The following is a 24966-nucleotide window of genomic DNA, read 5'->3' on the forward strand; positions in this document are numbered from 1 at the left end:
CGCTGGGCGCGTTGCTCCGCGCGATGGCGCAGGCGCTGCAGAAATTGCCGCGGCTGCCGGAGTGGATCAGCCCCGACGTTCTGCGCCGCGGCCACTTTCCGCCGCTGGCCGAGGCGCTGAACCGCGTCCACATGCCCGTCGAGATGACGGACATTCTGCCGGATGGTCCATTTTGGTCTCGCCTCGCCTTCGACGAGCTGCTCGCCGGCCAGCTCGCTTTGGCTCTGGTGCGCGCGCAACTGCGCCGCCCGGCCGGCGACCGCAACGCCGGCGATGGACATCTGCGCCGGAAGATCATTGACGCGCTGCCCTACGCGCTGACGGTATCGCAGCAGCAGGCCGCCGCCGCCATCGCGGACGATCTGCGCCAGCCGATAAGGATGCTGCGCCTGCTGCAGGGCGACGTTGGATCGGGCAAGACCCTGGTCGCGCTGCACGCCATGCTGATCGCCGCCGAGGCCGGCGCGCAGGCGAGCCTGCTCGCGCCGACCGAGATCCTGGCGCGCCAGCATTACGAATCGCTGCGCCGCCTGTTCGCCGGCTTGGGCGTCGAGGTCGCTGCGCTGACCGGGCGGGACAAGGGCGCGGGCCGCGAGGCGACGCTGATGGGGCTGGCGGACGGCTCGGTCCACATCCTGGTCGGCACGCACGCCATCTTTCAGGAGACGGTGGGCTATCGCGATCTGGCGCTGGTGGTGGTGGACGAGCAGCACCGGTTCGGCGTCGCCGAGCGGCTGCTGCTGCAGGCGAAGGGGCGCAGCCCGCACCTGCTGGCGATGACCGCGACGCCGATCCCGCGCACGCTGACGCTCGCGCAATATGGCGAGATGGACGTCAGCCGCCTCGACGAGATGCCGCCCGGCCGCCAGCCGATCGAGACTCGCGTCGTGTCGGAGGACCGGCTGGACGAGGTGGTCGACGCGCTCGGCCGGCACCTTGCCGACGGCCATGGAGATCAGGGGGGCCAGGCCTATTGGGTGTGCCCGCTGGTCGAGGAGAGCGAGCGGAGCGATCTCGCCGCCGCCGAGGCGCGCGCGGCGGCGTTGCGGCGGCGGTTCGGGGACCGGGTGGGTCTGGTCCACGGCCGCATGAAGCCGCCGGAGAAGGATGCGGTCATGGCCGCGTTCGCCGGCGGCCGCCTCGGCGTGCTGGTCGCGACCACGGTGATCGAGGTCGGCGTCGACGTGCCCAACGCGCGGCTGATCGTGATCGAGCATGCCGACCGGTTCGGGCTGGCCCAACTGCACCAGCTGCGCGGGCGGGTGGGACGCGGCGAGGGCCGCTCGGTATGCCTGCTGCTGCGCGGGTCGGCGCTCAGCGAGACCTCGCGCGCGCGCCTGGCATTGATACGCGAGACGACCGACGGCTTCCGGATCGCCGAGGAGGATCTGCGCTTGCGTGGTGGCGGCGAATGGCTGGGCACGCGCCAGTCGGGCGAGATGAGCTTTCGCCTCGCCCCGCCCGACCAGCTTGCCGAGCTGATGGCGTGCGCGCAGGACGACGCCCGCCTGCTGATCGACCGCGACGGCGGGCTGGAGGGTCCGCGCGGCGCCGCGGCACGGATCGCGCTCTATCTGTTCGATCGGGATGCGGGCGTGCAGATGCTGCGGTCGGGCTAACGCCGGAGCGCGCTCAGCAGGGTGTAGTATTCCGCGAGCCCCAGCGCGCGATCCAGCTTGCAGCCGAGCCGCCCGCCCAGCGACCAGCGGACCTCCGCCACCACGCTGCCGATCTGCGGCAGGTCGACGCGCAGCCGATCGCCCGGCTCGCAGGCCGCGTCGCAGCGGGCCATCAGGCCGCTCTGGGAGGTGTTGACGATGAGCAGCGGCAGCAGTCGGCCGTCCGGGTGGACGGCGCGGGCGCGGTGATGCACGGCGTCGCGCGGCTCGACCCGTTCGTCCATCATCCAAGGCAACGCGCTGCTCGCCACCGACCGTCGCTCCTGCTTCGATCCAGGCATGGCGGCGAGAGTTGAAGCGCGCGCGAACGGACATGGTTAGCGAAAGATTACGCCGGCAAAAGCAGCCCGTGGAGCTTCTTGCCGGCGGAGATGCGCAGCGGCGCGCCGCTGACGGTGACGGTGGCGGCCTCGTCGCCGACCTTCTCGCCGCCGACCCGCGCGCCGCCGCCCGCGATCAGCCGCCGCGCCTCGCCCCTGGACTTGGCGAAGCCGAGCGCGACCAGCGCGTCGACCACGCCGATCTCGCCGCTGACGGTCACGCTGGGCAGCGCGTCGCCTGCCGCGCCCTCGTCGAACGTGCGGCGCGCCGTCTCGGCGGCGCTGACGGCCGCGGCCGCGCCCCGACACATGGCGGTGGCCGCATCGGCGAGCGCGATCTTGGCCTCGTTGATCTCCGCGCCGGGCAGCGCCTCCAGCCGGGCGATCTCGTCCAGCGGCAGGTCGGTGAACACGCGCAGCCGCTTGCCGACATCGCGATCGTCCGTGTTCCGCCAGAACTGCCAATAGTCGTAATGCGGCAGCTGATCCTCGTGCAGCCACACCGCGCCTGCCACCGTCTTGCCCATCTTAGAGCCGTCGGCGTTGGTGATGAGCGGCGTCGTCACCGCGAACAGCTCCGTCCCGTCGGCGCGCCGCGCGAGGTCGATCCCGTTGACGATGTTGCCCCATTGATCCGAACCACCCATCTGCAGCCGGCAGCCATGGCGGCGCGACAGCTCCAGGAAGTCGTAGCCCTGGAGGATCATGTAGTTGAACTCGAGGAACGACAGCGACTGCGCGCGGTCGAGCCGCAGCTTGACCGAGTCGAAACCGAGCATCCGGTTGATCGAGAAGTGCCGGCCGATGTCGCGCAGGAAGGGCAGATAGTCCAGCCGGTCGAGCCACTCGGCATTGTCGACCAGGATCGCGTCGCTCGGGCCTCCCTCTTCTCCTTCCGGGCCGAAGCGCAGGAAGCGCTCGAAGATGCGGCGGATGTTGGCGATGTTGGTGCCGATCGTCTCCGCCGACAGCAGCTGGCGCGCCTCGTCCTTGAAGCTCGGATCGCCGACCTTGCTGGTGCCGCCGCCCATCACCACGATCGGCTTGTGCCCCGCCTGCTGCAGGCGGCGGAGCAGCATGATCGAGACCAGGTTGCCGACATGGAGCGACGGCGCGGTCGCGTCGAAGCCGACATAGCCCGGCACCACCTGTCGCGCCGCCAGCGCGTCCAGCCCGGCGGCATCAGTGAGCTGATGGATATAGCCGCGCTCGTCGAGCAGGCGGAGCAGGTCGGAGTGGTATGTCATGCTACTCGCTCTCCCCTCCCGCATGCGGGAGGGGTCGGGGGAGGGGGTGTGTGTCGCCTGACATGCCCTCCCCCAGCCCCTCCCGCAAGCGGGAGGGGAGCAAGGGTCGCCCCTCCCGCAAGCGGGAGGGGAGCAAGGGTCGTCCCTCCCGCAAGCGGGCGGGGGCTAGACGGAGGCTAGAGCGGCGGCAATTGCGCCTGCGGGTCGATCGGCGTGCGACCGCGGCGCAGCTCGAAATGGACCGCCGGGCGCTGGGCATCGCCGGTCGCACCGGACAGCGCCAGCGTCTGGCCCTTCTTCACCGCCTGGCCGCGCTGGACAAGCAGCTTGGCGGCATAGCCGTAGACGCTGGTCCAGGCGCTGCCATGCTTGACGATGACGAGCCCGCCCAGCGACTGGATGCCGGTGCCGACATAGGCAACGACGCCGTCCGCGGTCGCCCGCACGGGGGTGCCGAGCGGGGCGGCGATGTTGACGCCGTTCTGCCGCTCGCCGCTCTCGCCGGGACCGAAGCGGGCGAGGAGGCGCCCCGTCACCGGCCACGCGAAGCCGCCGCCGGCTAGCCGGGCGGGCGGGGCGATCACCGCGGTCGCGGGCAGCACCCGCCCGGCACCGTTCGCCGCGCGCACGGGCGCGGCGTCGACGGCCAGCGCCGGCTCGCCGCCGGTCAGGATGTCGTCGATGTCGAGCCGGAACGCCGCGGCGCGCTGCGCGGCGGTGCTCAGCCCCGGTTGCGCGGGCGTGAGGTCCGGGATCAGCACGCGCTGGCCGGCGCGCAGCAGGAACGGCTCGGCCAGGCCGTTCGCCTCGACGACGCGGCTCCACGGCACGCCATAGGCGCGGGCGATGGCGATGCCGCTCTGGCCGGGCTGAACGAGATGGTAGCGGCCGCCGGGGATGGTCAGCCGCCGGCCCGGCCGCAGCGCGAAGGGCGGCGCGAGGCCGTTGGCGCCCGCGATCGTCTCCGCGCCGGCTCCGGTGACGTTGGCGACATGGCCGAGCGTATCGCCCGGACGGACGACATAGGTCTGCGACGGCACGACTGTCGCATCGGCCGCGACCGGTCGCGATTCCCACGAGGGGCGAGGAGCGGGCAGGGCGGCGACTTGGGCGTCATTTCGTCGGGATGGCCCGTCCTGCTCGGGATAGGGCCGCTCGGCGGGTGGTGCGTCCGGATACGGCTCGGCGGCGGCAGGGTCGTGCTGAGGTCGAGGCGCGGGACCTGCGCCGTCATACGGGCGATCGACGTGCGGTATGCAGCCGGCGAGGCCCATCGCCGCCAGGATCGCCAGACTCCGTTGCATCCCGAACCTCCCGGCCGTCATGCCGGCCTTGTGCCGGCATCCACCTTTGCCCGCTCCTGAACGTCGGGCTGTATCTGCTCCGTCGGACCTGGCCAACAGTGGACCCCGGCACTGCGGCCGGGCTGACGGGGGTGAGGATCAGCCCTTCGGCTCCAGCCGGTTGAGCCCGCCCAGATAGGGCTGCAGCACCGAGGGCACCGCCACGCCGCCGTCCTCCTGCTGGTAGTTCTCCAGGATCGCGACGAGCATACGGCCGACCACCAGCCCCGAGCCGTTGAGCGTGTGGACGAAGCGCGTGCCCTTCTCGCCCGCCGGCCGATAGCGCGCGTTCATGCGCCGCGCCTGGAAATCGGTGCAGGTCGAGCAGCTCGAAATTTCGCGGTAGCGGTCCTGGCCGGGCAGCCAGACCTCCAGATCATAGGTGCGCGCCGCCGAGAAGCCCATGTCGCCGGTGCACAGCTTCATGCGGCGGAACGGCAGCTCCAGCCGGGTCAGCACGCCCTCCGCCGCGGCGGTCATCCGCTCATGCTCGGCCTCGGACCGGTCGGGCGCGACGATCGAGACCATCTCCGCCTTGTCGAACTGGTGCTGGCGGATGAACCCGCGCGTGTCGCGCCCCGCCGCGCCCGCCTCCGAGCGGAAGCAGGGCGTCAGTGCGGTGAAGCGCAGCGGCAGCTCGTCGGCGCTCAGGATCTTCTCGCGCACGATGTTGGTCAGGCTGACCTCGGAGGTCGAGATCAGGTAGCGCCCGTCGGTGGTCTTGAAGAGGTCTTCCTCGAACTTCGGCAGCTGGCCGACGCCGAACACCGCCTCGCGCCGGACGAGCAGCGGCGGCACGACCTCCTCATAGCCGTGCTCGCGGGTGAGCACGTCCAGCCCGAACTGGCCGAGCGCACGCGCCAGCCGGGCGGCAGCCCCTCGCACCAGCGTGAACCGCGCGCCGGCGATGGCGACGCCGGTCTCGAAATCGAGCCCCAGCGCCGGGCCGATCGCGTCGTGCTCGCGGACCGCGAAGGCAAACGCCGGCTTGCGGCCGCGCTCGTGCTCCAGGACATTGCCGTCCTCGTCCGCGCCGCCCGGCACGTCGGCGAGGGGCAGGTTGGGGATCGCGGCCAGCGCATCGTCCAGCGCCGCGCCGAGCCGCTGCTCCTCGCCTTCCAGCGCGGGCAGCCGCTCCTTCAGCGCGGCGACGTCGCGCATCAGCACGTCTGCCCTCGCATCGTCCTTCGCCGCCTTGGCCTGGCCGATCGCGCGCGACAGTTCGTTGCGCTGCGCTTGCGCGGCCTGCGCCTCGGCGATCGTCGCCCGCCGGTGTTCGTCGAGCTGGAGAAGCGCTGCCGCCTGGGGCGCCACCCCGCGCCGGGCAAGCGCGGCGTCGAAACCGGCGGGATCGTCGCGGACGAGACGGATGTCGTGCATGGCGGGCGGGCTATGGCGGCGGCCCCCGCCGCGCGCAACCCGCGCCGCCGACGGGGCGTTGGACCGGGATAACGATCGAGGAGCATGCCCATGGAACTCGCCCCCAACGCCGTCGTGCTCGTCGCCGACGGCCGCAAGCTGCTGTTCCTGCGCAACGAGGGCGACGCCGCCTATCCGAACCTGACCGTCGAGACGGCGGAGGAGCACCCCAATCCGGCCACGCGCGATCAGGCGACCGACGCCGCCGGCCGCGCCTCATCCACCAGTGCCGGGGGCGGCAACGAGCGGACGGGCAGCTCGGTCGAGCCGACCGACTTCCACCAGCTGGAGGAGGACCGCTTCGCCGCCGAAGCGGCCGCGATGCTGAAGGCCAAGGCGCTGGCGCACGAATACGAGCACCTGATCATCGTCGCGCCACCCAAGACGCTCGGCGAGCTGCGCAAGCATTATCACCGCGAAGTCGAGGATCGGCTGGCTGGCGAGCTCGCCAAGGACCTGACCGGGCACACGGTGGCGCAGATCGAGGCGGCGCTGAAGGCGGCCTGAGTCGCTACTCGGCAAAGACGGCCGGGCGGTAAAGTCGAAAGACAGGCCAAAACGGGCCCGCCGCTCCCCCGAACGGCGGACCCGTACCGGCGCTCGAACCTGTTCAGGCGAGCGCTGGCCTGCTGAACCGCTTGCGTGCGACGATCGCCGCGGCCGCCGCCCCGAACAGCAGCACCATCGGCGGCGCGGGCACCGGCGTCGGCGGGCCGCCGCTCGATCCGCTGCTCCCGCCCGAGCTGGACGACGACGAGCCCGACGACGAGCCCGACGAGCTGCTGGAGCCGCTGCTCGATCCCCCGGTGGAGCCGGTGCTGGACGACCCGTTGGATGACCATCCGCCCGTCGACGACCAGCCCTGGCTGGAGGAGCCGTAGCCGGAGCTGCCGTTCTGGTTCTGGTTCTGGTTCTGGTTCTGGTTCTGGTTTTGAGCCTGCGCTTGCTGGTTCGAATTGGTGTTGGTGTTGGTGCTGGTGCTGGTCGCGTTGTTGGCCGACGAGTTGTTCGCGCTGTTGTCGTTGCTGCTCGTGTTCGCATTGTTGATGTCGACCGCCGCGCCGCCGGTCGAGCTGGAGCCGGAGACGTTGCCCGACGACGAACTGGAGACGTTCCCGCCCGAACTGCTGGAGGTCGAGGACACGACGATGCTGCCGCTCGATCCGCCGCCGCCGCCGCCGAACCCACCGCCGAAAAAGCCACCGCCGCCACCCCCGAAGAAGCCGCCGCCGCCGATCACCCCCGGCACGATGCCACCGCCGCTTACCACCGCCGTCGGCGCGGGCGGGATCGGCACCGCCGTGCCAGCGATAGTCACCACCGCGGGCGGGCAGGACGAGGTCGTCGTGGTGATGATTCGCCGCTTGGGGCGGACCTGCGCGACCTGGGTCACCCGGCGGACGACTCGGTGATGCACGGCGCGCCGGTGCTCCGCCACATGGACGGCGCCGCCACCGATCAGCGCGCCCCCGCAGGCGCAGGCGCATAATTTGGCCAAGGCCATTCGCACCGACATACCGTCTCGTCCTCATCGTGGCGCGGACCGCTGCCCCCATCCACGCCGTTGCCGCTGGCGGCGGCTAGAGGCAGAGTGCGAAATAAAGCATTAAGCGCAATGCGGTTAACCACGAATAGTCGGAGGACGCGCGCGATACTGATCGCGCCGGCGCTGACAGCGTAGTTAACGTGCCGCCGTGGCACAATCCGGCCCGCCTGATCTTGACCAAATCACGAATGATGCAGGCGTGTGACAGATCGTCGGCATCCTCGCGGCCGCGCCGTCGGTCGCTTGTCCCCGGTCTTGCTCCAGATTATAGCCCGCTTGGGCATAGGGACGGCTCGATGGTGCCGGCAGGGGTCATCGCGGGTCGTGGGGAGAGCGGCCATGGCGACTGTGTTGCAGCGTGTGCATTCCGACACCGACCTCATCGCGGCGAACGACGCCGGGCCGGGCTACCGCCCGTCGCCCGACGAGCCGTTCATGAGCCTTCGGCAGCAGGCCTATTTCCGCGACAAGCTGCTGCGCTGGAAAGACGCGATCCTGCGCGAGGCGCTGGACACGCTCAGCCACCTGCAGGTCGAGCCGCTCCGCGAGGCGGACCTCACCGACCGCGCGTCGAGCGAGACCGACTGGTCGATCGAGCTGCGCACCCGCGATCGGCAACGCAAGCTGATCAGCAAGATCGACGCGGCGCTGCGCCGGATCGACGAGGGCGAATATGGTTATTGCGAGGCGACGGGTGAGCCGATCAGCCTCGGCCGGCTGGAGGCGCGCCCGATCGCGACCATGACCGTGGAGGCGCAGGAGCGGCATGAGCGGCACGAGCGCGTCTCGCGCGAGGACTGAGGCGCGCGTCCTTAGCGTTTCGCTAAGCCTTCGCCGCCTATGCCGTCGTTCGGGCCAGCGTGGAGCGCGTAAGCAGGTGAAGGACGGCGGCGGGCACGTGGACAGGGACACGGGCGACAGCGAGCCCGCCACCGGCGGCGGCGTGCGTGCACGCAAGCGCGACAGCCTGTTCATGTCCGCCCGGCTGCACGTCGCAGGGCAGGAAGGCGAGCACGAGGTGCGCGTGCGCAATCTGTCGGAAGGCGGGCTGATGGTCGAGCTGGATCGCGCGGTCGAGCCCGGCGCCGCCGTGACGCTCGAGATGCGCGGGCTGGGCGAGATGACCGGCGTCGTCGCCTGGCGAACCCACGGGCGCATGGGCATCGCGCTCGATCACCCGATCGATCCCGCGCGTGCGCGCAAGCCGATCGCGGCCGCCGCGGCGACGGTGTCGGCGCGGCCGGAGACCAAGCCGGCGCCGCGCCGCCGCTGACCGCGACTACAGGCTGGAGAGCTCTTCCTTCAGCTTCAGCTTCTGCTTCTTCAGATCGGCGATCACGAGGTCGTCCGGCATCGGTCGTGCGGTCTCCGCCGCGATCCGCTGGTCGAGCACGGCGTGCTTGGACTGGAGGGCTGCCTGATGCGTGGACGCCATGGTCGCGATCTCCTCATGCGCTCAAGGGAGCCGAATAAACCATCGAGCCGCCGGAAAGTCGCGCCCCGGACCGCGCCGGAGCGACGATCCGAGCGGTGACCTGCGACGACCCGTTTGCGCCTCCGGCGCTGGTCGGTCGGCGCGCCGCTCCGGGAGCCGTTTGCGCCGGCAATGCGCGCGGCTATGTCGGTCCGAAGCAGGGGGCGAGGCGGATGGACGAGGCGCAGATCAGGGCCCGGCTGGGGAGCGCGCGGATGGAACATCGCGATCTGGACGCGGCGATCGCGGCCCTTGCCGGCCAGACCCTTCCGGATCAGCTGCGGCTGGCCCGGTTGAAGAAGCGCAAGCTGATGCTCAGGGACGAGATCGCCATGCTGGAGGATCAGCTGATCCCCGACATCACCGCCTGAACCGCTCCCATTGCGGGACGCACGCCCCGGCACGGCCGCTGGTTCGTGACGGGCGCGCATGGCATCGTTCGGCATGGTCTTCCTGACCGAATCACGCTTGCGTCATCGGCTCGTCGCGTCCTTGCACGTCGAGGCGATGCTGCTCGCCGACGAGGCGCGCAGCTATTTCGACGAGGCCGGCCGGGCCGAGCGCGAGGCGCTAAGCCCGCTCGATCGGGTCGGCTTCTCATGCGAATCGCTGAAGGTGACCACGCGGCTCATGCACGTCATCGCCTGGCTGCTCACCCAGCGCGCAGTGACCGCCGGCGAGCTTCGGCCGGGCGACGCGCTGCATCCGTCGCGCCGGCTCGGCGACGCGCCGCGGTCGGACGAGGGAGTGGTGGCGCTGCTGCCGGTCCGCGCGCGGCTGCTGATCGCCGGCAGCATCGACCTGTATCGCCGCGTCGCGCGTCTGGATTCGGCGCAGGAGGAGGGCGCGTCGGACAGCCCCGTCCGCTCGCTCCAGCAGCGGCTCGCGCTCGCCTTCTAGGCGGCGAGGCGCAGCCGGCCGCGCGCGGCGTCATATTCGCGCCGCATTCGCTCGACCCGGATGCCGACCGGCTCCACCTGGTCCACCGCGCCGATCCCCTGGCCCGAGCCCCAGATATCCTTCCACGCCTTGGGGCTGCGGTTGCCGCCGAAGTTCATCGTGCTCAGGTCACCTTCCGGCAGGTTGTCGGGATCCAGCCCCGCCGCCTCGATCGAGCCGCGCAGGTAGTTGCCGTGCACGCCGGTGAAGAGGTTGGAATAAATGATGTCGCTCGCACGCCCGTCGACGATGCCCTGCTTGTAGCGCGGATCGGCGTTCGCCTCCTCCGTCGCGATGAAGGGCGAGCCGATATAGGCGAGGTCCGCCCCCATCGCCTGCGCCGCCAGCACCGCGGCGCCCGTCGCGATCGAGCCGGACAGCGCCAGCGGCCCGTCAAACCATTGCCGGACCTCCTGCACCAGCGCGAAGGGAGAGAGCCGCCCGGCATGGCCGCCCGCGCCCGCCGCCACGGCGATCAGCCCGTCCGCGCCCTTCTCCACCGCCTTGCGCGCGAAGCGATCGTCAATGACGTCGTGCAGCGTGATTCCGCCCCAGCCATGCACCGCCTGGTTCAGCTCCTCGCGCGCGCCGAGCGAGGTGATGGTGATCGGCACCTGCCACTTTTCGCAGGTGGAGATGTCCTGCTCCAGCCGGTCGTTGGACTTGTGGACGATCTGGTTGACCGCGAACGGCGCGGCGGGCGCGTCGGGGTGATCGCGATTGTGCTGCGCCAGCTCCTCCGTGATCCGGTGCAGCCATTCGTCCAGCAGCGTCGCCGGCCGGGCGTTGAGCGCCGGGAATGAGCCGACGATCCCGGCCTTGCACTGGGCGATGACCAGTTCGGGGCCGGAGATGATGAACAGGGGCGAGCCGATGACCGGCAGCGCCAGGCGATCGAAGAGGGCGGGCAGCGACATGAACCGGTTCTGTCATGCAACCGGCTCGGCTGTCCAGCGGCCGTTGCTTGGGTCGCGCCCGGCGCTATGGCGTCGCTACTGACCTACATCGGAGCCGTTCATGAAGATCGCCGTCGCCGTCCTGCTGCTCGCCGCCGCCTCCGGTCCGGCGCTGGCGCAAGGGCAGCTGCCCCGCAACGCCGTGCCCGTGCTGTACGACATCGCGGTCGCGCCGGACGCCAGGGCACTGACCTTCAAGGGGCAGGAAACGGTGACGGTGGACGTGCGCGAGGCGACGCGCACGCTGACGCTCAATGCCGCGGACCTGACCATCGCCGCCGCGACGTGGGACGGCCGCCCGGTGACGGTGAAGCAGGACAAGGCGACGCAGCAGCTCAGCGTCGCGCTGCCCGCCGCCGCCGCGCCCGGCCGGCACCTGCTCCATTTCGACTATGCCGGCACGATCAACCGCTCCGCGGCCGGAATGTTCGCGATCGACTATACCAACGGCGACGGGTCGCCGAGCCGGATGATCGCCACCCAGTTCGAGGCGCCGGACGCGCGCCGCTTCGCACCGATGTGGGACGAGCCGAGCTTCAAGGCCCGCTTCCGCCTCGCCGCGATCGCGCCGGCGGGGCAGCTCGCCTTCTCCAACATGCCCCCGGCAGCGATCACGAAGAACGGCGACGGCACCCAGCTGTACCGCTTCGGCGAGACGCCGGTGATGTCGAGCTACCTCCTGTTTCTCGGCATGGGCGACCTGGAACGCAAGACGGTGATGGCCGGCAAGACCGAGATCGGCGTCATCACGCGGCGCGGCGTCGCCGATCAGGGCGATTATGCGCTGGCGCAGGCGAAACGGTTGCTCGCCTATTACAACAGCTATTTCGGCCAGCCCTATCCACTGCCCAAGCTCGACATGATCGCGGGCCCCGGCTCGTCGCAGTTCTTCGGCGCGATGGAGAATTGGGGCGCGATCTTCTATTTCGAGAACGAGCTGCTGTTCGATCCCAAGCGCACGACGGAGAGCGGGCGCCAGCGCATCTTCACCGTCGTCGCGCACGAGATGGCGCACCAGTGGTTCGGCGATCTCGTCACCATGGCGTGGTGGGACGACCTGTGGCTGAACGAGGGCTTCGCCTCCTGGATGGAGGGCAAGACCGCGGCCGACCTCAACCCCGCCTGGCTGGCCGATGCGGCTGATGTCGCGGGCGCGCGCGAAGCGGCGCTCGGCATCGACGCGACGGCCGCGACCCACCCGATCATCCGCCATGTCGAGACGGTGGACCAGATCGGCCAGGCGTTCGACGGCATCACCTATGCCAAGGGGCAGGCGGTGATCGGCATGATCGAATCGACGCTCGGCCCCGACGTGTTCCGCGACGGCATCCGTCGCTACATGGCGAAGTATAAATACGGGAACACCGTCACCGATCAGCTCTGGGCCGAGCTGTCGGCGGCGGCGGGCAAGCCGGTCGCGGGGATCGCGCACGATTTCACGCTGCAGGGCGGGGTGCCGCTGGTCAGCGTGTCCGGCGTGCGCTGCGCCGCCGGCACGACCAGCGCGTCACTGGCGCAGGGCCGGTTCGGGCTCGATGCGGCGTCGAAGGCGCCGCAGACCTGGCATGTGCCGTTGACGGTCGGCGCGCTCGACGGCGGATCGGCGGCGGTGATCGCCACCGGTGCGGCGACGCCGATACACGTCCGCGGCTGCGGGACGCTGGTCGTCAACCAGGGCAAGGGCAGCTATGCGCGCGTGCTCTACGACGATGCGAGCCACGCCGCGATCGTGAAGGATTATCCGCGGCTGGCGCTGAACGACCGGCTCGGCACGCTGGGCGACGATTTCGCGCTGGCGGCGGGCGGCGATCAGGACCTGTCGCGCTGGTTCGCGCTGGCTGGACGCATCGATGCCGACGCCAACCCCCTCGAATGGGATTCGCTCAATGCGGGCCTGGGCGAGTTGCTTCAGCTGAACCTGGGAACGCCCCTGGAGGCGCCGCTGCGCGCGCGTCGTGTTCAGCTGATCGCGCCGGAACTGCGCCGGATCGGCCTGGAGGCGCAGCCCGGCGAGCCGGTGCTCGTCACCAACCTGCGCGAGGCCCTGTTCAGCAGCGCGGGCACGAGCGGCGATCCCGAGGTGGTGGCGCTGGCGCGACGCTATGTCGGCGCGTTGCGGACCGATCCGACGGCGGTGCCGCCGGCGATCCGCCAGCCGGTCCTGACCATCTTCGCCTTCAACGCCACGTCCGCCGATTGGGATCAGCTGCTCGCGCTCATGCAGGCCGACAAGAGCCCGGTCGCGCGCAACGGGTTCGTGCGCCTGCTGGGCGCGGCCCGCGACGAGGGGGTGGCACACCGCGCGCTCGACCTGCTGCTCACCGAGCAGATCACCCCGCCGCAAAAGGCGTCGCTGCTGCGCGCGATCGCCAACGTGCACCCTGATCTGGCGTTCGACTGGGCCGCGGCGCACCACGAGGCCGTCGAAGGCTGGCTGGAGGAGAGCACCAGGGCGCAATTCATCGTGGGCCTGGGCGGCGGCTCCAACGATCCGGCGATGCCCGGCAAGATCCAGGCCTATGCCGCCAGATATCTCCCGGCCGGATCGGGCGACGCGGCCAAGCGCGTGCTATCGGGGATCGCGGTGCGCAAGGCGACCGCCGATCGCCTGCGGCCGGCGACGGCGCGATGGCTGGGGATGGCGGGGTGAACCGGAATCGTCACCCCGGCCTTGTGCCGGGGTCCATGGTCGGTCTTGCCCAGCACCAGGCGCTGCTCGCGCGATTGGCCTGATCGACGGTGGATGCCGGCACTTAGGCCGGCATGACGGTCAGGCGATCCGGTTCGCCACCAGATCGTCCACCACCGCCGGGTCCGCCAGCGTCGAGGTGTCGCCCAGGTTCGCCACATCGCCCTCCGCGATCTTGCGCAGGATGCGCCGCATGATCTTGCCCGAGCGCGTCTTGGGCAGCGCGGGGGCGAACTGGAGCGCGTCGGGCGTCGCGATCGGCCCGATCTCGCGCCGCACCCAGTCGCGCAGGCCTGTGTGCAGCCCTTCATCGGCCGTGACGCCCGCGTTCAGCGTCACATAGGCGTAGATGCCCTGGCCCTTCACGTCGTGCGGCATACCGACCACCGCGGCCTCCGCCACGTGCGGGTGGAGCACCAGTGCCGATTCCACCTCCGCCGTGCCGAGGCGATGGCCCGAGACGTTGATGACGTCGTCCACCCGTCCGGTGATCCAGTAATAGCCGTCCGCGTCGCGCCGGCAGCCGTCGCCGGTGAAATACTTGCCCGGATAGGTGGTGAAATAGGTCTGGAAGAAGCGGTCGTGGTCGCCCCACACGGTGCGCATCTGGCCGGGCCAGCTCTGGCTGACGACGAGATTGCCCGCCGCCGCCTTGACCAGCACGGTGCCGATCTCGTCGACGATCTGCGGCTGCACGCCGGGCACCGGCTTGGTCGCCGAGCCCGGCTTGAGCGGGGTCGCGCCGGGCAGGGGGGCGATCATCGCGCCGCCGGTCTCGGTCTGCCACCAGGTGTCGATGATCGGGCAGCGGCCCTCGCCGATCACGTCGTGATACCAGCGCCACGCCTCCGGATTGATCGGCTCGCCGACCGTGCCGAGCAGCTTCAGGCTCGTCCGGCGCGTCGCCTTCACCGGCGCGTCGCCCTCCTTCATCAACGCGCGCAGCGCCGTGGGGGCGGTGAAGATCGCCTCGACCTGATGCCGGTCGACGACCTGCCAGATGCGGCTGGCGTCGGGCCAGTTGGGTAGGCCCTCATACATCAGCGTCGTCGCGCCGTTCGCGAGCGGGCCGTAGACGACGTAGCTGTGCCCCGTCACCCAGCCGACATCGGCGGCACACCACCAGACCTGGCCGGGGCGATAGTCGAAGCAGAGCTCGTGCGTGTAGCTCGCCCACAGCAGATAACCCGCCGACGTGTGCAGCACGCCCTTCGGCTTCCCCGTCGAGCCGGAGGTGTAGAGGATGAACAGCGGGTCCTCCGCCGCCATCGCGACGGCCGGGCAATCGGTCCCGACGCCCCGGATCGCCTCGTGATACCAGCGGTCGCGCGGCCCCATCGGCATCTCGGTGCCGGTCGCGCGGACGACGATCACCCGCTCCAGCGTCGGCGCGCGCGCGGCGGCGGCGTCGACATTGGCCTTGAGCGGCACGCGCCTGCCGCCGCGCCGGCCCTCGTCGGCGGTGACGACGATCCTCGACCCGCAATCGGCGATCCGCCCCGCCAGCGCCTCCGGCGAGAAGCCGCCGAACACCACCGAGTGGATCGCGCCGATCCGCGCGCAGGCCAGCATCGCGATCGCGGCCTCCGGGATCATCGGCAGGTAGATCGTCACCCGATCGCCCTTCGCCACGCCTTCGGCCTTGAGCATGTTGGCGAACCGGCAGGTCTCGGCGTGAAGCTGGCGGTAGGTGTAGCGCCGCGGCGCCTCGGCGGGATCGTCCGGCTCCCAGATCAGCGCGACCGCGTCGCCGCGCGCGTCCAGGTGTCGATCGAGGCAGTTCGCCGCGACGTTCAGCTCGCCGTCGGCGAACCACTGGATGTGGAAATCCTGCTCGGCGAATGACCAGTCGCCGGCGATCGTCGGCTCGCGTACCCAGCGCAGCCGCTTCGCCTGATCGAGCCAGAAGCTCCCCGGGCTGCTGACCGAGGCCTCGTACAGCCGGCGATACTCGGCCTCGTCGACGCGGGCGGTCTTGGCCCAGCCAGCCGGGACGGGATAGATGTCGTCGTTCATGGCGGGATGCCTAGCATAAGAGACGTGGCATTGAAGGTGGCGGACGCACTTGAGCCTCGTGCGGCGATGGGCGAGACTGGTGGCCGGCGGCGATGGGGGATCGGATGATGGTGCGGGCTCTGGTCTCCCTCTCGGCGCTGTGCTGGTGCGTCGGCGCGGCGGCGTCGCCGTTCGCGGCGACGGTGCTGCCACCGCCGGTCGAACCGAGCCGCGCGGTGCAGCCCTATGTTGCAAGGGCCGCCGGCCGGATCGCGCTGGCCCATGTCCGAGTGATCGACGGGACCGGCGCGCCGCCGCGTGACGACATGACGGTGGTGCTCGACGGCGCGCGGATCGCCGCGGTGCAGCCGGCTGCGGCGCCGGTGCCCGCGGGCGTGCAGGTGCTGGATCTGACCGGCCGCACGGTGCTGCCGGGGCTCGTCGGCCTCCACGATCACATGTATTATATCGGCCGGCCCGATCTGGATGCGCAGGGTCACAGCGAGCCGCCGCTGGTCGTGCCGCAGATGACCTTCACCTCGCCCCGGCTCTACCTTGCCGCCGGCGTGACGACGCTCCGCACGACGGGCAGCGTCGAGCCCTATACCGATCTCAACCTCAAGCGGCAGATCGACGCCGGCCGCATCCCCGGCCCGCACATGGACGTGACGGGCCCCTATCTGGAAGGACCGGACAGCCCGTTCATCCAGATGCACCAGCTCAAGGACGCGGACGACGCGCGTCGCACCGTCGCCTTCTGGGCGGATCAGGGCGTGACCTCGTTCAAGGCCTATATGAACATCACCCGGGCCGAGCTGCGCGCCGCGATCGCCGAGGCGCATCGGCGCGGGCTAAAGCTTACCGGGCACCTCTGCTCGGTCACCTATCCGGAGGCGGCCGCGCTCGGCATCGACGACCTGGAGCACGGCTTCTTCGTCAACACGCAGGACGATCCCGGCAAGACGCCCGACCGCTGCCCCGACATGGCCGGCACGCCGACGCTGGCCGGGATGGCGCCGGGCAGCCCGGCGGCGGCCGCCCTGATCGCCGACCTGATCCGTCACCATGTGGCGCTGACGTCGACCCTGCCGGTGTTCGAGCAGCAACTGTCGTTGCACGGGCCGCTGCAGCCGCGCGTCATGGCGGCGATGACGGCGGAGGCGCGCGAGGCCTATCTTTATGCGCGCAACGGCCGCGCCACCCACCCGAACGCCCAGTTCGAGCAGGCCTATCGCAACGATCTCGGGCTGGAGCGGCAGTTCGTCGCCGCCGGCGGCCTCCTGCTGGCGGGGCCCGATCCCACCGGCAATGGCGGCGTGGTGCCGGGCTATGGCGACCAGCGCGAGGTCGAGCTGCTGGTGGAGGCGGGCTTCACGCCGGTGGAGGCGATCCGGATCGCGACGCTGAACGGCGCCACCTATCTCGGCCTCGCCGACCGGATCGGCACGGTGTCGCCCGGCAAGGACGCCGACCTGATCGTGGTCAACGGCGATCCGGCCAGCCGCATCGCCGACATCGAGCAGGTCGAAACCACCTTCAAGGACGGTTTCGGCTATGACAGCGCCAAGCTTATCGCGTCGGTACGCGGGCGCTACGGCGAATATTGATCGCCGCTCGACGGGAGCGGAGGCCGGGACGTCGGTTGCCGCGCGGGTGCGTCATGGGTCTACCGTCGTGACCGGACGCCCGCACGGCGACGCGGGTTCGCAGCGGCGCGCCCCTTTTCCCTTTGCGTCGCCGCGCTATAGGCGTGGGTCATGAGCCCCGACTTCGATTTCGCGCTGGGCGAGACGGCGGACATGATCCGCGACACCACCCGCCGCTTCGCCGCCGACCGGATCGCGCCGCTCGCCACCCGCATCGACGCCGAGGACTGGTTCCCGCGCGACGAGCTGTGGCCGGCGATGGGCGAGCTCGGGCTGCACGGCATCACCGTGGCGGAAACGGACGGCGGGCTCGGCCTCGGCTATCTGGAGCATGTCGTCGCCTGCGAGGAGGTCGGCCGCGCATCGGCCTCGATCGGCCTTTCCTACGGCGCGCACTCCAACCTGTGCGTCAACCAGATCGCGCGCTGGGCCTCGCCGGAGCAGAAGGCCAAATACCTGCCCAAGCTGATCTCCGGCGAGCATGTCGGCAGCCTCGCCATGTCCGAAGCCGGCGCCGGCTCCGACGTCGTGTCGATGAAGCTGAAGGCGCAGCGCGTGCAGGGCGGCTATGTGCTGAACGGCACCAAGTTCTGGATCACCAACGCCGCTTACGCCGACACGCTGGTCGTCTACGCCAAGACCGGGCCAAGTGACGGACCGCCGAGCCGCGGGATCACCACCTTCCTGATCGAGAAGGACATGCCCGGCTTCGCGATCGGGCAGAAGATCGACAAGATGGGCATGCGCGGCTCGCCGACCGCCGAGCTGGTCTTCACCGACTGCGAGGTGCCGGACGCGGCGGTGATGGGCCCCGTCGACGGCGGCGTCGGCGTGCTGATGAGCGGGCTCGATTACGAGCGTACGGTGCTTGCCGGCATCCAGCTCGGGATCATGCAGGCCTGCCTCGACACGGTGCTGCCCTATCTTCGCGAGCGCAGGCAGTTCGGCGTGGCGATCGGCTCCTTCCAGCTGATGCAGGCCAAGGTCGCCGACATGTATGTCGCGCTGAACAGTGCGCGCGCCTATGTCTATGCGGTCGCGCGGAGCTGCGACGCCGGGCGGACCACGCGGTTCGATGCGGCGGGCGCGATCCTGCTGGCGAGCGAGAACGCCTTCCGGGTCGCCGGCGAGGCGGTGCAGGCGCTGGGCGGCGCGGGCTACACGAAGGACTGGCCGGTCGAGCGCTTCCTGCGGGACGCCAAGCTGCTCGATATCGGCGCGGGCACGAACGAGATCCGGCGGATGCTGATCGGGCGCGAGCTGATCGGCGCGAGCGAGCGGGTGGCGCAGTGAGGGTGAACATCCTTCCCGGGACGGGGAGGGGGACCATGACGCGCAGCGGCATGGTGGAGGGGCCCCAATACCGGGTGCATCCCTCCGGTCGGAACCTCCTCCACGACGCCCTGCGGGCGCGGCTCCTCTCTCCGTCCCGGGGAGGATCGGCATGACCGCGCCCGTCCTCGACACCCGGCTGGCGCCCGACAGCGAACAGTTCCGCGCCAACGCCGCGCACAACCGCGCGCTGGCCGACCGGCTCCGCGCCGACGTCGCGCGCGCCGCGCTCGGCGGCCCCGAAGCGTCGCGCTCCCGCCACACCGGCCGTGGCAAGCTGCTGCCGCGCGACCGCGTCGAGCGGCTGCTCGATCCCGGCTCGCCCTTCCTGGAGATCGGCCAGCTCGCCGCCGCCGACTTCTACAACGGCGAGGTGCCTGGCGCGGGGCTCATCACGGGCATCGGCCGCGTCTCGGGCCGGCAGTGCATGATCGTGTGCAACGACGCGACGGTGAAGGGCGGCACCTATTATCCGCTCACCGTCAAGAAACACCTGCGCGCGCAGGAGATCGCCGAGGCGAACCGGCTGCCCTGCATCTACCTCGTCGATTCGGGCGGCGCCAACCTGCCGCACCAGGCCGAGGTCTTCCCCGACCGCGACCATTTCGGGCGCATCTTCTTCAACCAGGCGACCATGAGCGCTCAGGGCATCGCCCAGATCGCCTGCGTGATGGGCAGCTGCACCGCGGGCGGCGCCTATGTCCCCGCGATGTCGGACGAGACGGTGATCGTGCGCGGCCAGGGCACGATCTTCCTTGCCGGCCCGCCATTGGTGAAGGCCGCGACCGGCGAGGTCATCAGCGCCGAGGAGCTGGGCGGCGCCGAGACGCATGGCCGCCGGTCCGGCGTCGTCGATCATGTCGCCGAGAATGACGAGCACGCGCTGACGATCGTGCGTGATATCGTCTCCACGCTCGGCCCCGCCCGGCGCGCCGAGGTGAACCGGCGCGACCCGCGCCCGCCGAAGTTCGCGGCGGACGAGCTTTACGGCATCGTTCCCTCTGACGTCCGCGCGCCCTATGACGTCCACGAGGTGATCGCGCGGCTGGTCGACGCATCCGAGTTCCACGAGTTCAAGGCCCTGTATGGCGCATCGCTGGTGTGCGGCTTCACGCACATTTGGGGCCTGCCGGTCGCGATCCTCGCCAACAACGGCGTGCTCTTCTCGGAGAGCGCGGTGAAGGGCGCACATTTCATCGAGCTCGCCTGCCAGCGACGGGTGCCGCTATTGTTCCTCCAGAACATCTCCGGCTTCATGGTGGGCGGCAGGTATGAGGCGGAAGGGATTGCGAAACATGGCGCGAAGCTCGTCACCGCCGTCGCCACCGCGTCGGTCCCCAAGCTCACCATATTGATCGGCGGCAGCTTCGGCGCGGGCAATTACGGCATGTGCGGTCGCGCGTTTTCGCCGCGCTTCCTGTTCACCTGGCCGAACAGCCGCATCAGCGTGATGGGCGGCGAGCAGGCCGCGTCCGTGCTCGCCACCGTCCATCGCGACGCGGATGGCTGGACGCCCGAACAGGCCGAAGCCTTCAAGGCCCCGATCCGCCAGCGTTACGAGGACGAGGGCAACCCGTGGCACGCCACCGCGCGGCTGTGGGACGACGGCATCATCGACCCCGCCCAGACCCGCGACGTCCTCGGCCTCGCCCTCGCGGCGACGCTGGAGGCGCCGATCCCGGACCGGCCCCAGTTCGGGGTGTTCCGGATGTGAGGGGGGACGGCGTGCTTGTTCCTCCCCGGAACGGGGAGGGGGACCGCGCGGCAAAGCCGCGTGGTGGAGGGGTCCCCCCGCCAGTATTGCGCGCACCCATCAAGGACGTGCGTCAAGCTCGCAAACTCCGCACCGAAATGTCGCTGCCCGAGGTCCTCCTCTGGGAACAGCTCCGTCGACGACCTGGCGGCCTTAAGTTCCGCCGCCAGCATCCGCAGCTCGGCTACAAGCTGGACTTCTGCTGCCTGAGCAGCCGCGTCGCGATCGAAGTCGACGGCGAAGTGCATGGGCGAGGCGATCAGCCGGCGCGCGATGCGTTGCGGGACGAGCGGCTGGATCGGCGTGGATTCGCGACGCTGCGCATACCTGCGGTCATGATACTGCGGGATCTCGACGCCGCGATCACCGCCATCGTCACGCTCTGCATGGAGCGGGCCCCCTCCACCGCCGCGCAAGGGCGCGGCGGTCCCCCTCCCCGTTCCGGGGAGGATCAAGGAATATCATGATCCTGTTTCTCCTCGCCCAGATCACGCCCGTGCAGCCGCTGCCCAAGGGCACCGGCCAGCCGCCCGCGCCCGATGCGGATGCGCCCGCCGTGCTCGCGACGGTGCAGCGCATGTTCGACGGGCTCGCCGCGCGCGACGCCGCGGCGATCCTTGCCCAGACCCGGCCGGAGGGCGGCGCCACCGTCGCGGACGAGCGGGCCGACGGCACGCGTCAGGTGCGCCATTTCAGCTGGCCCGCGTTCGCCGCCGGGATCAAGCCCGGCCCGGAGCGCTACCAGGAGCGCCTCACCGATCCCGCCGTCGAGGTGGACGGCGACATCGCGATGGTCTGGAGCCCGTACGTCTTCACGATCGACGGCAAGGCGCATCACTGCGGCACCGATCACTTCGATCTCGTCCGCGAAGCCGGCCAGTGGAAGGTGCTCAACGTCACCTGGACCCAGCGCACCACCGGCTGCGAGGCGCCATGATCGCGTCGCTCCTCATCGCCAATCGCGGCGAGATCGCCTGTCGCGTGATCCGCACCGCGCGGCGGCTCGGCATCCGCACCGTCGCCGTCTATTCGGACGCCGACGCGCACGCGCTCCACGTTCGCCAAGCCGATCAGGCAGTCCATATCGGCCCGTCGCCGGCGCGCGAGAGCTATCTGGTCGGCCAGCGGATCATCGCCGCCGCGCGCGAGACCGGGGCGGAGGCCATCCATCCCGGCTACGGCTTCCTGTCCGAGAACGCCGACTTCGCGCAGGCCGTCATCGACGCCGGCCTGATCTGGGTCGGGCCCAAGCCTGCCTCGATCCGGGCGATGGGGCTGAAGGATGCGGCCAAGCGACTGATGATGGAGGCCGGTGTGCCGACCACGCCCGGCTATCTCGGCGACGATCAGTTGCCCGAGCGCCTGCAGGCCGAGGCCGACGCGATCGGCTATCCCGTGCTCATCAAGGCGGTGGCGGGCGGCGGCGGCAAGGGCATGCGGCAGGTCGCGGCGCCGGCTGAGTTCGCCGACGCGCTGCTCAGCTGCCGGCGCGAGGCGGCGTCGAGCTTCGGCGACGACCGCGTGCTCCTGGAGAAGTACATCCTCAGCCCCCGCCACATCGAGGTGCAGGTGTTCGGCGACAGCCATGGCAACGTCGTCCACCTCTTCGAGCGAGACTGCTCGCTCCAGCGCCGCCACCAGAAGGTGATCGAGGAAGCCCCCGCGCCCGGAATGGACGAGGCGACGCGCGAGGCGGTCTGCGCCGCCGCCGTCCGCGCCGCGCAGGCGGTCGACTACGAAGGCGCCGGCACGATCGAGTTCATCGCCGACGCGAGCGAAGGCCTGCGCGCCGACCGCATCTGGTTCATGGAGATGAATACGCGGCTCCAGGTCGAGCACCCGGTGACGGAGGAGATCACCGGGCAGGACCTGGTCGAATGGCAGCTCCGCGTGGCGAGCGGTGAGCCGTTGCCGAAGCGGCAGGAGGAGCTGCGGATCGACGGCTGGGCGATGGAGGCGCGCCTCTATGCGGAAGACCCGGCGAAGGGTTTCCTGCCAAGTGTAGGGCCGCTTACGCACTTCCGCTTGCCGTCGACAAGTCGGCGCTGGCCGCTGCGTATCGAGACGGGATACCAGCGCGGCGATGACGTAACGCCGTTCTATGATCCCATGCTCGCAAAGCTGGTGTGCAGTGGTCGGGATCGTGACGCGGCGATCAGCTCTCTCGCCCATAATTGCAGGAACGTGACCTGTTGGCCGGTCAAGACCAACGCTCAATTCCTCGCCGCTAGCCTTCGTGATCCCGCCTTTGTAGCTGGGGGCATCGACACAGGTTTCTTGGCACGCGAAGGTGATCTCCTCGTCGGGGACGGTCAACCTAGCGAGAGTGCTCTCCAGGCCGTCGCCGGGCTCATCTACGCCGACCAACGAGGTGGCCACCCCGGCGACATCTACGACTCGGCTGCTTACGAGCCGAAGGGTGCTTGGGAGACTCAGATCGGCACGCGGCTTAATGCAGCTGCCGCACGCCCGATCTTCCGGTTGAGCGATGGCGCCGCCGTAGCGACGGTCGAGTACGATTCGCAGTACGTGGGGCCCAATCCTTGGGCCGCGCGGGTCGACGAGGGCTGGTTGTTTGTCGACCACGGCGCGACGTTCGTGTTGAACGTCGCCCGGAGTGAAGGCACCGCCACCGGCGCCGCCGCCGATGGAGCGATCCTCTCGCCCATGCCGGGCCGGGTCATCGCGGTGGAGGTCACAACGGGCGATCAGGTCGTCAAAGGTCAGAAGCTTGTGACGCTGGAGGCGATGAAGATGGAGCACAGCCTCGTCGCGCCGTTCGACGGCACCATCGCCGTGCTCGATGCCGAGGCGGGTCAGCAGGTGAGCGAGGGCAGGCTGCTCGTCCGGGTGGAGCGCGCGGCGTGATGGCCGTAGCCGAAATCCTCCCCGGAACGGGGAGGGGAACCGCCGGCGTAGCCGGTGGTGGAGGGGGCCCCGGGCCGGATACACCGCTCGCGGTGGGCCCCCTCCGTCACGCGCTGCGCGCGCGCCACCTCCCCGTCCCGGGGAGGAGCTAGTGGCCGGGCGCTTCTTCGAGGACTGGACGGTCGGCGACACGCTGACGCACGATATTCGCCGCACCGTGACCGAGACGGACAACCTCCTCTTCTCCGTCATGACCCACAACCCGCAGCCGCTGCACCTCGACGCCGAGGCGGCCAAGGCGAGCGAGTTCGGGCGCATGCTCGTCAACGGCACCTTCACCTTCGCGCTGATGGTCGGGCTGTCGGTGGGGGACACGACGCTGGGCGTGCTCGTCGCCAATCTCGGTTACGACAAGCTGGTGATGCCCCGCCCCGTCTTCCTCGGCGACACGTTGCGCGCACAGACCGAAGTCGCCGAGCTGCGCGAGAGCCGATCGCGCCCGAACGCCGGGCTCGTCACCTTCCGGCACCGGCTGTTCAACCAGCGCGACGAGATCGTCTGCGAGTGCCTGCGGACCGCCTTGATCCTCAGGCAATCGGCTGACCCGGGTCGACATTGATCGTAGTTATTGTAACGTTCTTCCAATCCACGCTTGCTGCCGGGACGACCATCTAACCGGAGACAGGGCTTACCTGATGTTGACGCGCCGCTTCTTGCTGGGCCGATCCCGCGACGCGCTCAGCGAAGAGGAGCTGATGGTGCTCGAAGGCGCCGTGTCCCAGGTCCGCTCGATCCCGGCGCGCCAGCAGGTGATGGGCCGCGGCGAGCTGGTCACCGCCAGCACGATGCTGCTGGAAGGTTTCATGTGCCGCTATCTGGATGACCGCGAGGGTTATCGGCAGCTCGTGTCGATGCACGTGCCCGGGGATTTCGTCGACCTGCATGGCTTCCCGATGCGCAGGCTCGACCACGACATCGGCACGCTGGGGCCCTGCACGATCGCCACGTTCGAGCATAGGACCTTGGCGGAGATCGTCGCCCAGCGACCGCACCTCACGCGCTGGTTATGGTTCTCGACGCTGCTCGACGGCGCCATCCATCGCGAATGGATCTTCCGGCTGGGACGGCTCGGGGCCGAGGGCCGCGTCGCGCATTTCTTCTGCGAGCTGAACGCCCGGCTGGAGATGGTGGAGCTGGCCGAAGGTGGCCGGTATGCATTGCCCGCGACCCAGGCCGATGTGGCGGAGGCGTGCGGGATTACCGGCGTCCACGTCAACCGCGTGCTCCGGGCCATGCGTGAACGTGGGTTGCTGCAATTCCGCTCGGGCGAGGTGCGGATTCTCGATCTCGCGCGTTTGACGGCCCTCGCCGAGTTCGATCCGGTGTACCTTTACGGCAGCCGGTCGGATTGGCTCGACGAGCAGAGGCATTCGGAGCGTTGAGGATGGCAGATTCGCGAGAGTCGCAGAAAGGGCCGGGTGAAGTCTCCGCCGAGGCCGGGCAGGTCGTGCTGGACGGCCCGGATGGCGTCGCCGTAACGATGACGCCGGACGCTGCCGAGGAGACCGGCCGCCGTCTGATCGCGGCTGCCGCCGAGGCGCGCGGCCAGCACGGCCATGGCGGGGAAACCGATGGCGACGCCGACGATGCGCTCTAGCGCCGATGGTGACCAGCCTGGCTCGTCCGACCGCGCCTTTTCCGTCATCCCCGCGCAGGCGGGGATCCAGGCTGATCCGCTCGATCCGAACCCATCATTGCCG

Annotated in this window: 25 protein-coding genes; 18 read left to right on the forward strand and 7 right to left on the reverse strand. The window is 70.2% G+C overall.

All coding sequences use genetic code 11. The annotated features are described in order from the left end of the window. The coding region (recG, locus tag ACFE64_RS00895) for an ATP-dependent DNA helicase RecG (RefSeq protein WP_375390558.1) at window positions 1–1619 on the forward strand (1619 nt) is incomplete at its 5' end. On the opposite strand, the gene ACFE64_RS00900 is transcribed toward recG, so the two are convergent. The 4 genes from ACFE64_RS00900 to serS all read right to left on the reverse strand — a co-directional run bounded on the left by ACFE64_RS00900 (window position 1616) and on the right by serS (window position 5969). Continuing rightward, entirely contained in the window at window positions 1616–1930 is a 315-nt protein-coding gene (locus tag ACFE64_RS00900) for a PilZ domain-containing protein (RefSeq protein WP_375390559.1), read from the reverse strand. The genes recG and ACFE64_RS00900 overlap by 4 nt on opposite strands. Window positions 1931–2007: 77 nt before the next feature. Further along, complete coding sequence (tyrS, locus tag ACFE64_RS00905; protein ID WP_375390560.1) at window positions 2008–3246, reverse strand: tyrosine--tRNA ligase; 1239 nt, start codon at window positions 3244–3246, stop codon at window positions 2008–2010. Window positions 3247–3422: 176 nt separating this feature from the next. Then, the gene (locus ACFE64_RS00910; protein WP_375390561.1) at window positions 3423–4550 is read right to left on the reverse strand and encodes a peptidoglycan DD-metalloendopeptidase family protein; all 1128 of its coding nucleotides are present in this window, start codon (window positions 4548–4550) and stop codon (window positions 3423–3425) included. Window positions 4551–4688: 138 nt separating this feature from the next. Continuing rightward, a complete protein-coding gene (gene serS, locus ACFE64_RS00915; protein ID WP_375390562.1) occupies window positions 4689–5969 on the reverse strand; it encodes a serine--tRNA ligase in 1281 nt (426 codons plus the stop codon). A 90-nt stretch (window positions 5970–6059) separates the two neighbouring features. Between serS and ACFE64_RS00920 the strand changes: the two genes are divergently transcribed. The 5 genes from ACFE64_RS00920 (at window position 6060) to ACFE64_RS00940 (ending at window position 8827) form a co-directional block, all read left to right on the forward strand. Then, window positions 6060–6515: a host attachment family protein gene (locus tag ACFE64_RS00920; protein ID WP_375390563.1), complete on the forward strand. Its 456-nt coding sequence runs from the start codon at window positions 6060–6062 to the stop codon at window positions 6513–6515. A 131-nt stretch (window positions 6516–6646) separates the two neighbouring features. Continuing rightward, window positions 6647–6889, forward strand: a complete 243-nt coding sequence (locus ACFE64_RS00925; protein WP_375390564.1) for a hypothetical protein — start codon at window positions 6647–6649, stop codon at window positions 6887–6889. Between the two features lie 87 nt (window positions 6890–6976). Beyond that, complete coding sequence (locus ACFE64_RS00930; RefSeq protein ID WP_375390565.1) at window positions 6977–7420, forward strand: hypothetical protein; 444 nt, start codon at window positions 6977–6979, stop codon at window positions 7418–7420. 473 nt (window positions 7421–7893) lie between these two features. After that, complete coding sequence (dksA, locus tag ACFE64_RS00935; protein WP_375390566.1) at window positions 7894–8355, forward strand: RNA polymerase-binding protein DksA; 462 nt, start codon at window positions 7894–7896, stop codon at window positions 8353–8355. 97 nt (window positions 8356–8452) lie between these two features. Next, complete coding sequence (locus ACFE64_RS00940) at window positions 8453–8827, forward strand: PilZ domain-containing protein (RefSeq protein WP_375390567.1); 375 nt, start codon at window positions 8453–8455, stop codon at window positions 8825–8827. Window positions 8828–8833: 6 nt separating this feature from the next. Here the strand turns inward: ACFE64_RS00940 and ACFE64_RS00945 are convergent, their stop codons facing one another. Then, complete coding sequence (locus tag ACFE64_RS00945) at window positions 8834–8989, reverse strand: DUF465 domain-containing protein (RefSeq protein WP_375390568.1); 156 nt, start codon at window positions 8987–8989, stop codon at window positions 8834–8836. 212 nt (window positions 8990–9201) lie between these two features. Between ACFE64_RS00945 and ACFE64_RS00950 the strand changes: the two genes are divergently transcribed. Both ACFE64_RS00950 and ACFE64_RS00955 read left to right on the forward strand, forming a co-directional pair. Further along, entirely contained in the window at window positions 9202–9399 is a 198-nt protein-coding gene (locus ACFE64_RS00950) for a YdcH family protein (RefSeq protein ID WP_375390569.1), read from the forward strand. Between the two features lie 73 nt (window positions 9400–9472). Then, the gene (locus tag ACFE64_RS00955) at window positions 9473–9928 is read left to right on the forward strand and encodes a DUF1465 family protein (RefSeq protein WP_375390627.1); all 456 of its coding nucleotides are present in this window, start codon (window positions 9473–9475) and stop codon (window positions 9926–9928) included. On the opposite strand, the gene ACFE64_RS00960 is transcribed toward ACFE64_RS00955, so the two are convergent. Next, complete coding sequence (locus ACFE64_RS00960) at window positions 9925–10884, reverse strand: NAD(P)H-dependent flavin oxidoreductase (protein ID WP_375390570.1); 960 nt, start codon at window positions 10882–10884, stop codon at window positions 9925–9927. The genes ACFE64_RS00955 and ACFE64_RS00960 overlap by 4 nt on opposite strands. A gap of 100 nt (window positions 10885–10984) precedes the next feature. Here ACFE64_RS00960 and ACFE64_RS00965 point away from each other — a divergent pair, with 100 nt between their 5' ends. Then, on the forward strand, window positions 10985–13573 hold the full coding sequence (locus ACFE64_RS00965; RefSeq protein WP_375390571.1) for a M1 family metallopeptidase: 2589 nt from the start codon (window positions 10985–10987) through the stop codon (window positions 13571–13573). A 120-nt stretch (window positions 13574–13693) separates the two neighbouring features. On the opposite strand, the gene acs is transcribed toward ACFE64_RS00965, so the two are convergent. After that, window positions 13694–15628 carry an acetate--CoA ligase gene (gene acs / locus ACFE64_RS00970; RefSeq protein WP_375390572.1) on the reverse strand — a complete coding sequence of 645 codons (1935 nt, stop codon included), beginning with the start codon at window positions 15626–15628 and terminating at the stop codon, window positions 13694–13696. A 107-nt stretch (window positions 15629–15735) separates the two neighbouring features. On the opposite strand from acs, the gene ACFE64_RS00975 reads away from it, so the two are divergent. The 9 genes from ACFE64_RS00975 (at window position 15736) to ACFE64_RS01015 (ending at window position 24863) form a co-directional block, all read left to right on the forward strand. Then, window positions 15736–17214 carry an amidohydrolase family protein gene (locus tag ACFE64_RS00975; protein WP_375390573.1) on the forward strand — a complete coding sequence of 493 codons (1479 nt, stop codon included), beginning with the start codon at window positions 15736–15738 and terminating at the stop codon, window positions 17212–17214. 150 nt (window positions 17215–17364) lie between these two features. After that, window positions 17365–18546: an acyl-CoA dehydrogenase family protein gene (locus tag ACFE64_RS00980; RefSeq protein WP_375390574.1), complete on the forward strand. Its 1182-nt coding sequence runs from the start codon at window positions 17365–17367 to the stop codon at window positions 18544–18546. 151 nt (window positions 18547–18697) lie between these two features. After that, on the forward strand, window positions 18698–20299 hold the full coding sequence (locus ACFE64_RS00985; RefSeq protein ID WP_375390575.1) for a carboxyl transferase domain-containing protein: 1602 nt from the start codon (window positions 18698–18700) through the stop codon (window positions 20297–20299). 107 nt (window positions 20300–20406) lie between these two features. Then, complete coding sequence (locus ACFE64_RS00990) at window positions 20407–20805, forward strand: endonuclease domain-containing protein (protein ID WP_375390628.1); 399 nt, start codon at window positions 20407–20409, stop codon at window positions 20803–20805. Next, entirely contained in the window at window positions 20802–21275 is a 474-nt protein-coding gene (locus tag ACFE64_RS00995) for a nuclear transport factor 2 family protein (RefSeq protein ID WP_375390576.1), read from the forward strand. Before ACFE64_RS00990 ends, ACFE64_RS00995 begins: the two co-directional genes overlap by 4 nt. Next, window positions 21272–23206: an acetyl/propionyl/methylcrotonyl-CoA carboxylase subunit alpha gene (locus ACFE64_RS01000; RefSeq protein ID WP_375390577.1), complete on the forward strand. Its 1935-nt coding sequence runs from the start codon at window positions 21272–21274 to the stop codon at window positions 23204–23206. The genes ACFE64_RS00995 and ACFE64_RS01000 overlap by 4 nt, the downstream gene beginning before the upstream one ends. Window positions 23207–23357: 151 nt before the next feature. Further along, on the forward strand, window positions 23358–23825 hold the full coding sequence (locus tag ACFE64_RS01005; protein ID WP_375390578.1) for a MaoC family dehydratase: 468 nt from the start codon (window positions 23358–23360) through the stop codon (window positions 23823–23825). 76 nt (window positions 23826–23901) lie between these two features. After that, window positions 23902–24648: a Crp/Fnr family transcriptional regulator gene (locus ACFE64_RS01010; RefSeq protein ID WP_375390579.1), complete on the forward strand. Its 747-nt coding sequence runs from the start codon at window positions 23902–23904 to the stop codon at window positions 24646–24648. A gap of 2 nt (window positions 24649–24650) precedes the next feature. Further along, entirely contained in the window at window positions 24651–24863 is a 213-nt protein-coding gene (locus ACFE64_RS01015) for a hypothetical protein (protein ID WP_375390580.1), read from the forward strand. Window positions 24864–24966 lie beyond the last annotated feature (103 nt).

This window comes from uncultured Sphingomonas sp. (assembly GCF_964250165.1).
GTDB lineage: Bacteria > Pseudomonadota > Alphaproteobacteria > Sphingomonadales > Sphingomonadaceae > Sphingomonas.

Bases quoted from the DNA above. Each gene is read 5' to 3' on its own strand.
- ACFE64_RS00950 (WP_375390569.1), top strand. From the start codon at position 9,202: ATGGACGAGGCGCAGATCAGGGCCCGGCTGGGGAGCGCGCGGATGGAA.
- dksA (WP_375390566.1), top strand. From the start codon at position 7,894: ATGGCGACTGTGTTGCAGCGTGTGCATTCCGACACCGACCTCATCGCG.
- ACFE64_RS00945 (WP_375390568.1), bottom strand. From the start codon at position 8,989: ATGGCGTCCACGCATCAGGCAGCCCTCCAGTCCAAGCACGCCGTGCTC.
- serS (WP_375390562.1), bottom strand. From the start codon at position 5,969: ATGCACGACATCCGTCTCGTCCGCGACGATCCCGCCGGTTTCGACGCC.
- ACFE64_RS00960 (WP_375390570.1), bottom strand. From the start codon at position 10,884: ATGTCGCTGCCCGCCCTCTTCGATCGCCTGGCGCTGCCGGTCATCGGC.
- ACFE64_RS01015 (WP_375390580.1), top strand. From the start codon at position 24,651: ATGGCAGATTCGCGAGAGTCGCAGAAAGGGCCGGGTGAAGTCTCCGCC.
- ACFE64_RS00955 (WP_375390627.1), top strand. From the start codon at position 9,473: ATGGTCTTCCTGACCGAATCACGCTTGCGTCATCGGCTCGTCGCGTCC.
- ACFE64_RS00985 (WP_375390575.1), top strand. From the start codon at position 18,698: ATGACCGCGCCCGTCCTCGACACCCGGCTGGCGCCCGACAGCGAACAG.
- acs (WP_375390572.1), bottom strand. From the start codon at position 15,628: ATGAACGACGACATCTATCCCGTCCCGGCTGGCTGGGCCAAGACCGCC.
- ACFE64_RS00920 (WP_375390563.1), top strand. From the start codon at position 6,060: ATGGAACTCGCCCCCAACGCCGTCGTGCTCGTCGCCGACGGCCGCAAG.
- ACFE64_RS00995 (WP_375390576.1), top strand. From the start codon at position 20,802: ATGATCCTGTTTCTCCTCGCCCAGATCACGCCCGTGCAGCCGCTGCCC.
- ACFE64_RS01000 (WP_375390577.1), top strand. From the start codon at position 21,272: ATGATCGCGTCGCTCCTCATCGCCAATCGCGGCGAGATCGCCTGTCGC.
- ACFE64_RS00910 (WP_375390561.1), bottom strand. From the start codon at position 4,550: ATGCAACGGAGTCTGGCGATCCTGGCGGCGATGGGCCTCGCCGGCTGC.
- tyrS (WP_375390560.1), bottom strand. From the start codon at position 3,246: ATGACATACCACTCCGACCTGCTCCGCCTGCTCGACGAGCGCGGCTAT.
- ACFE64_RS00975 (WP_375390573.1), top strand. From the start codon at position 15,736: ATGGTGCGGGCTCTGGTCTCCCTCTCGGCGCTGTGCTGGTGCGTCGGC.
- ACFE64_RS00980 (WP_375390574.1), top strand. From the start codon at position 17,365: ATGAGCCCCGACTTCGATTTCGCGCTGGGCGAGACGGCGGACATGATC.
- ACFE64_RS00965 (WP_375390571.1), top strand. From the start codon at position 10,985: ATGAAGATCGCCGTCGCCGTCCTGCTGCTCGCCGCCGCCTCCGGTCCG.
- ACFE64_RS01010 (WP_375390579.1), top strand. From the start codon at position 23,902: ATGTTGACGCGCCGCTTCTTGCTGGGCCGATCCCGCGACGCGCTCAGC.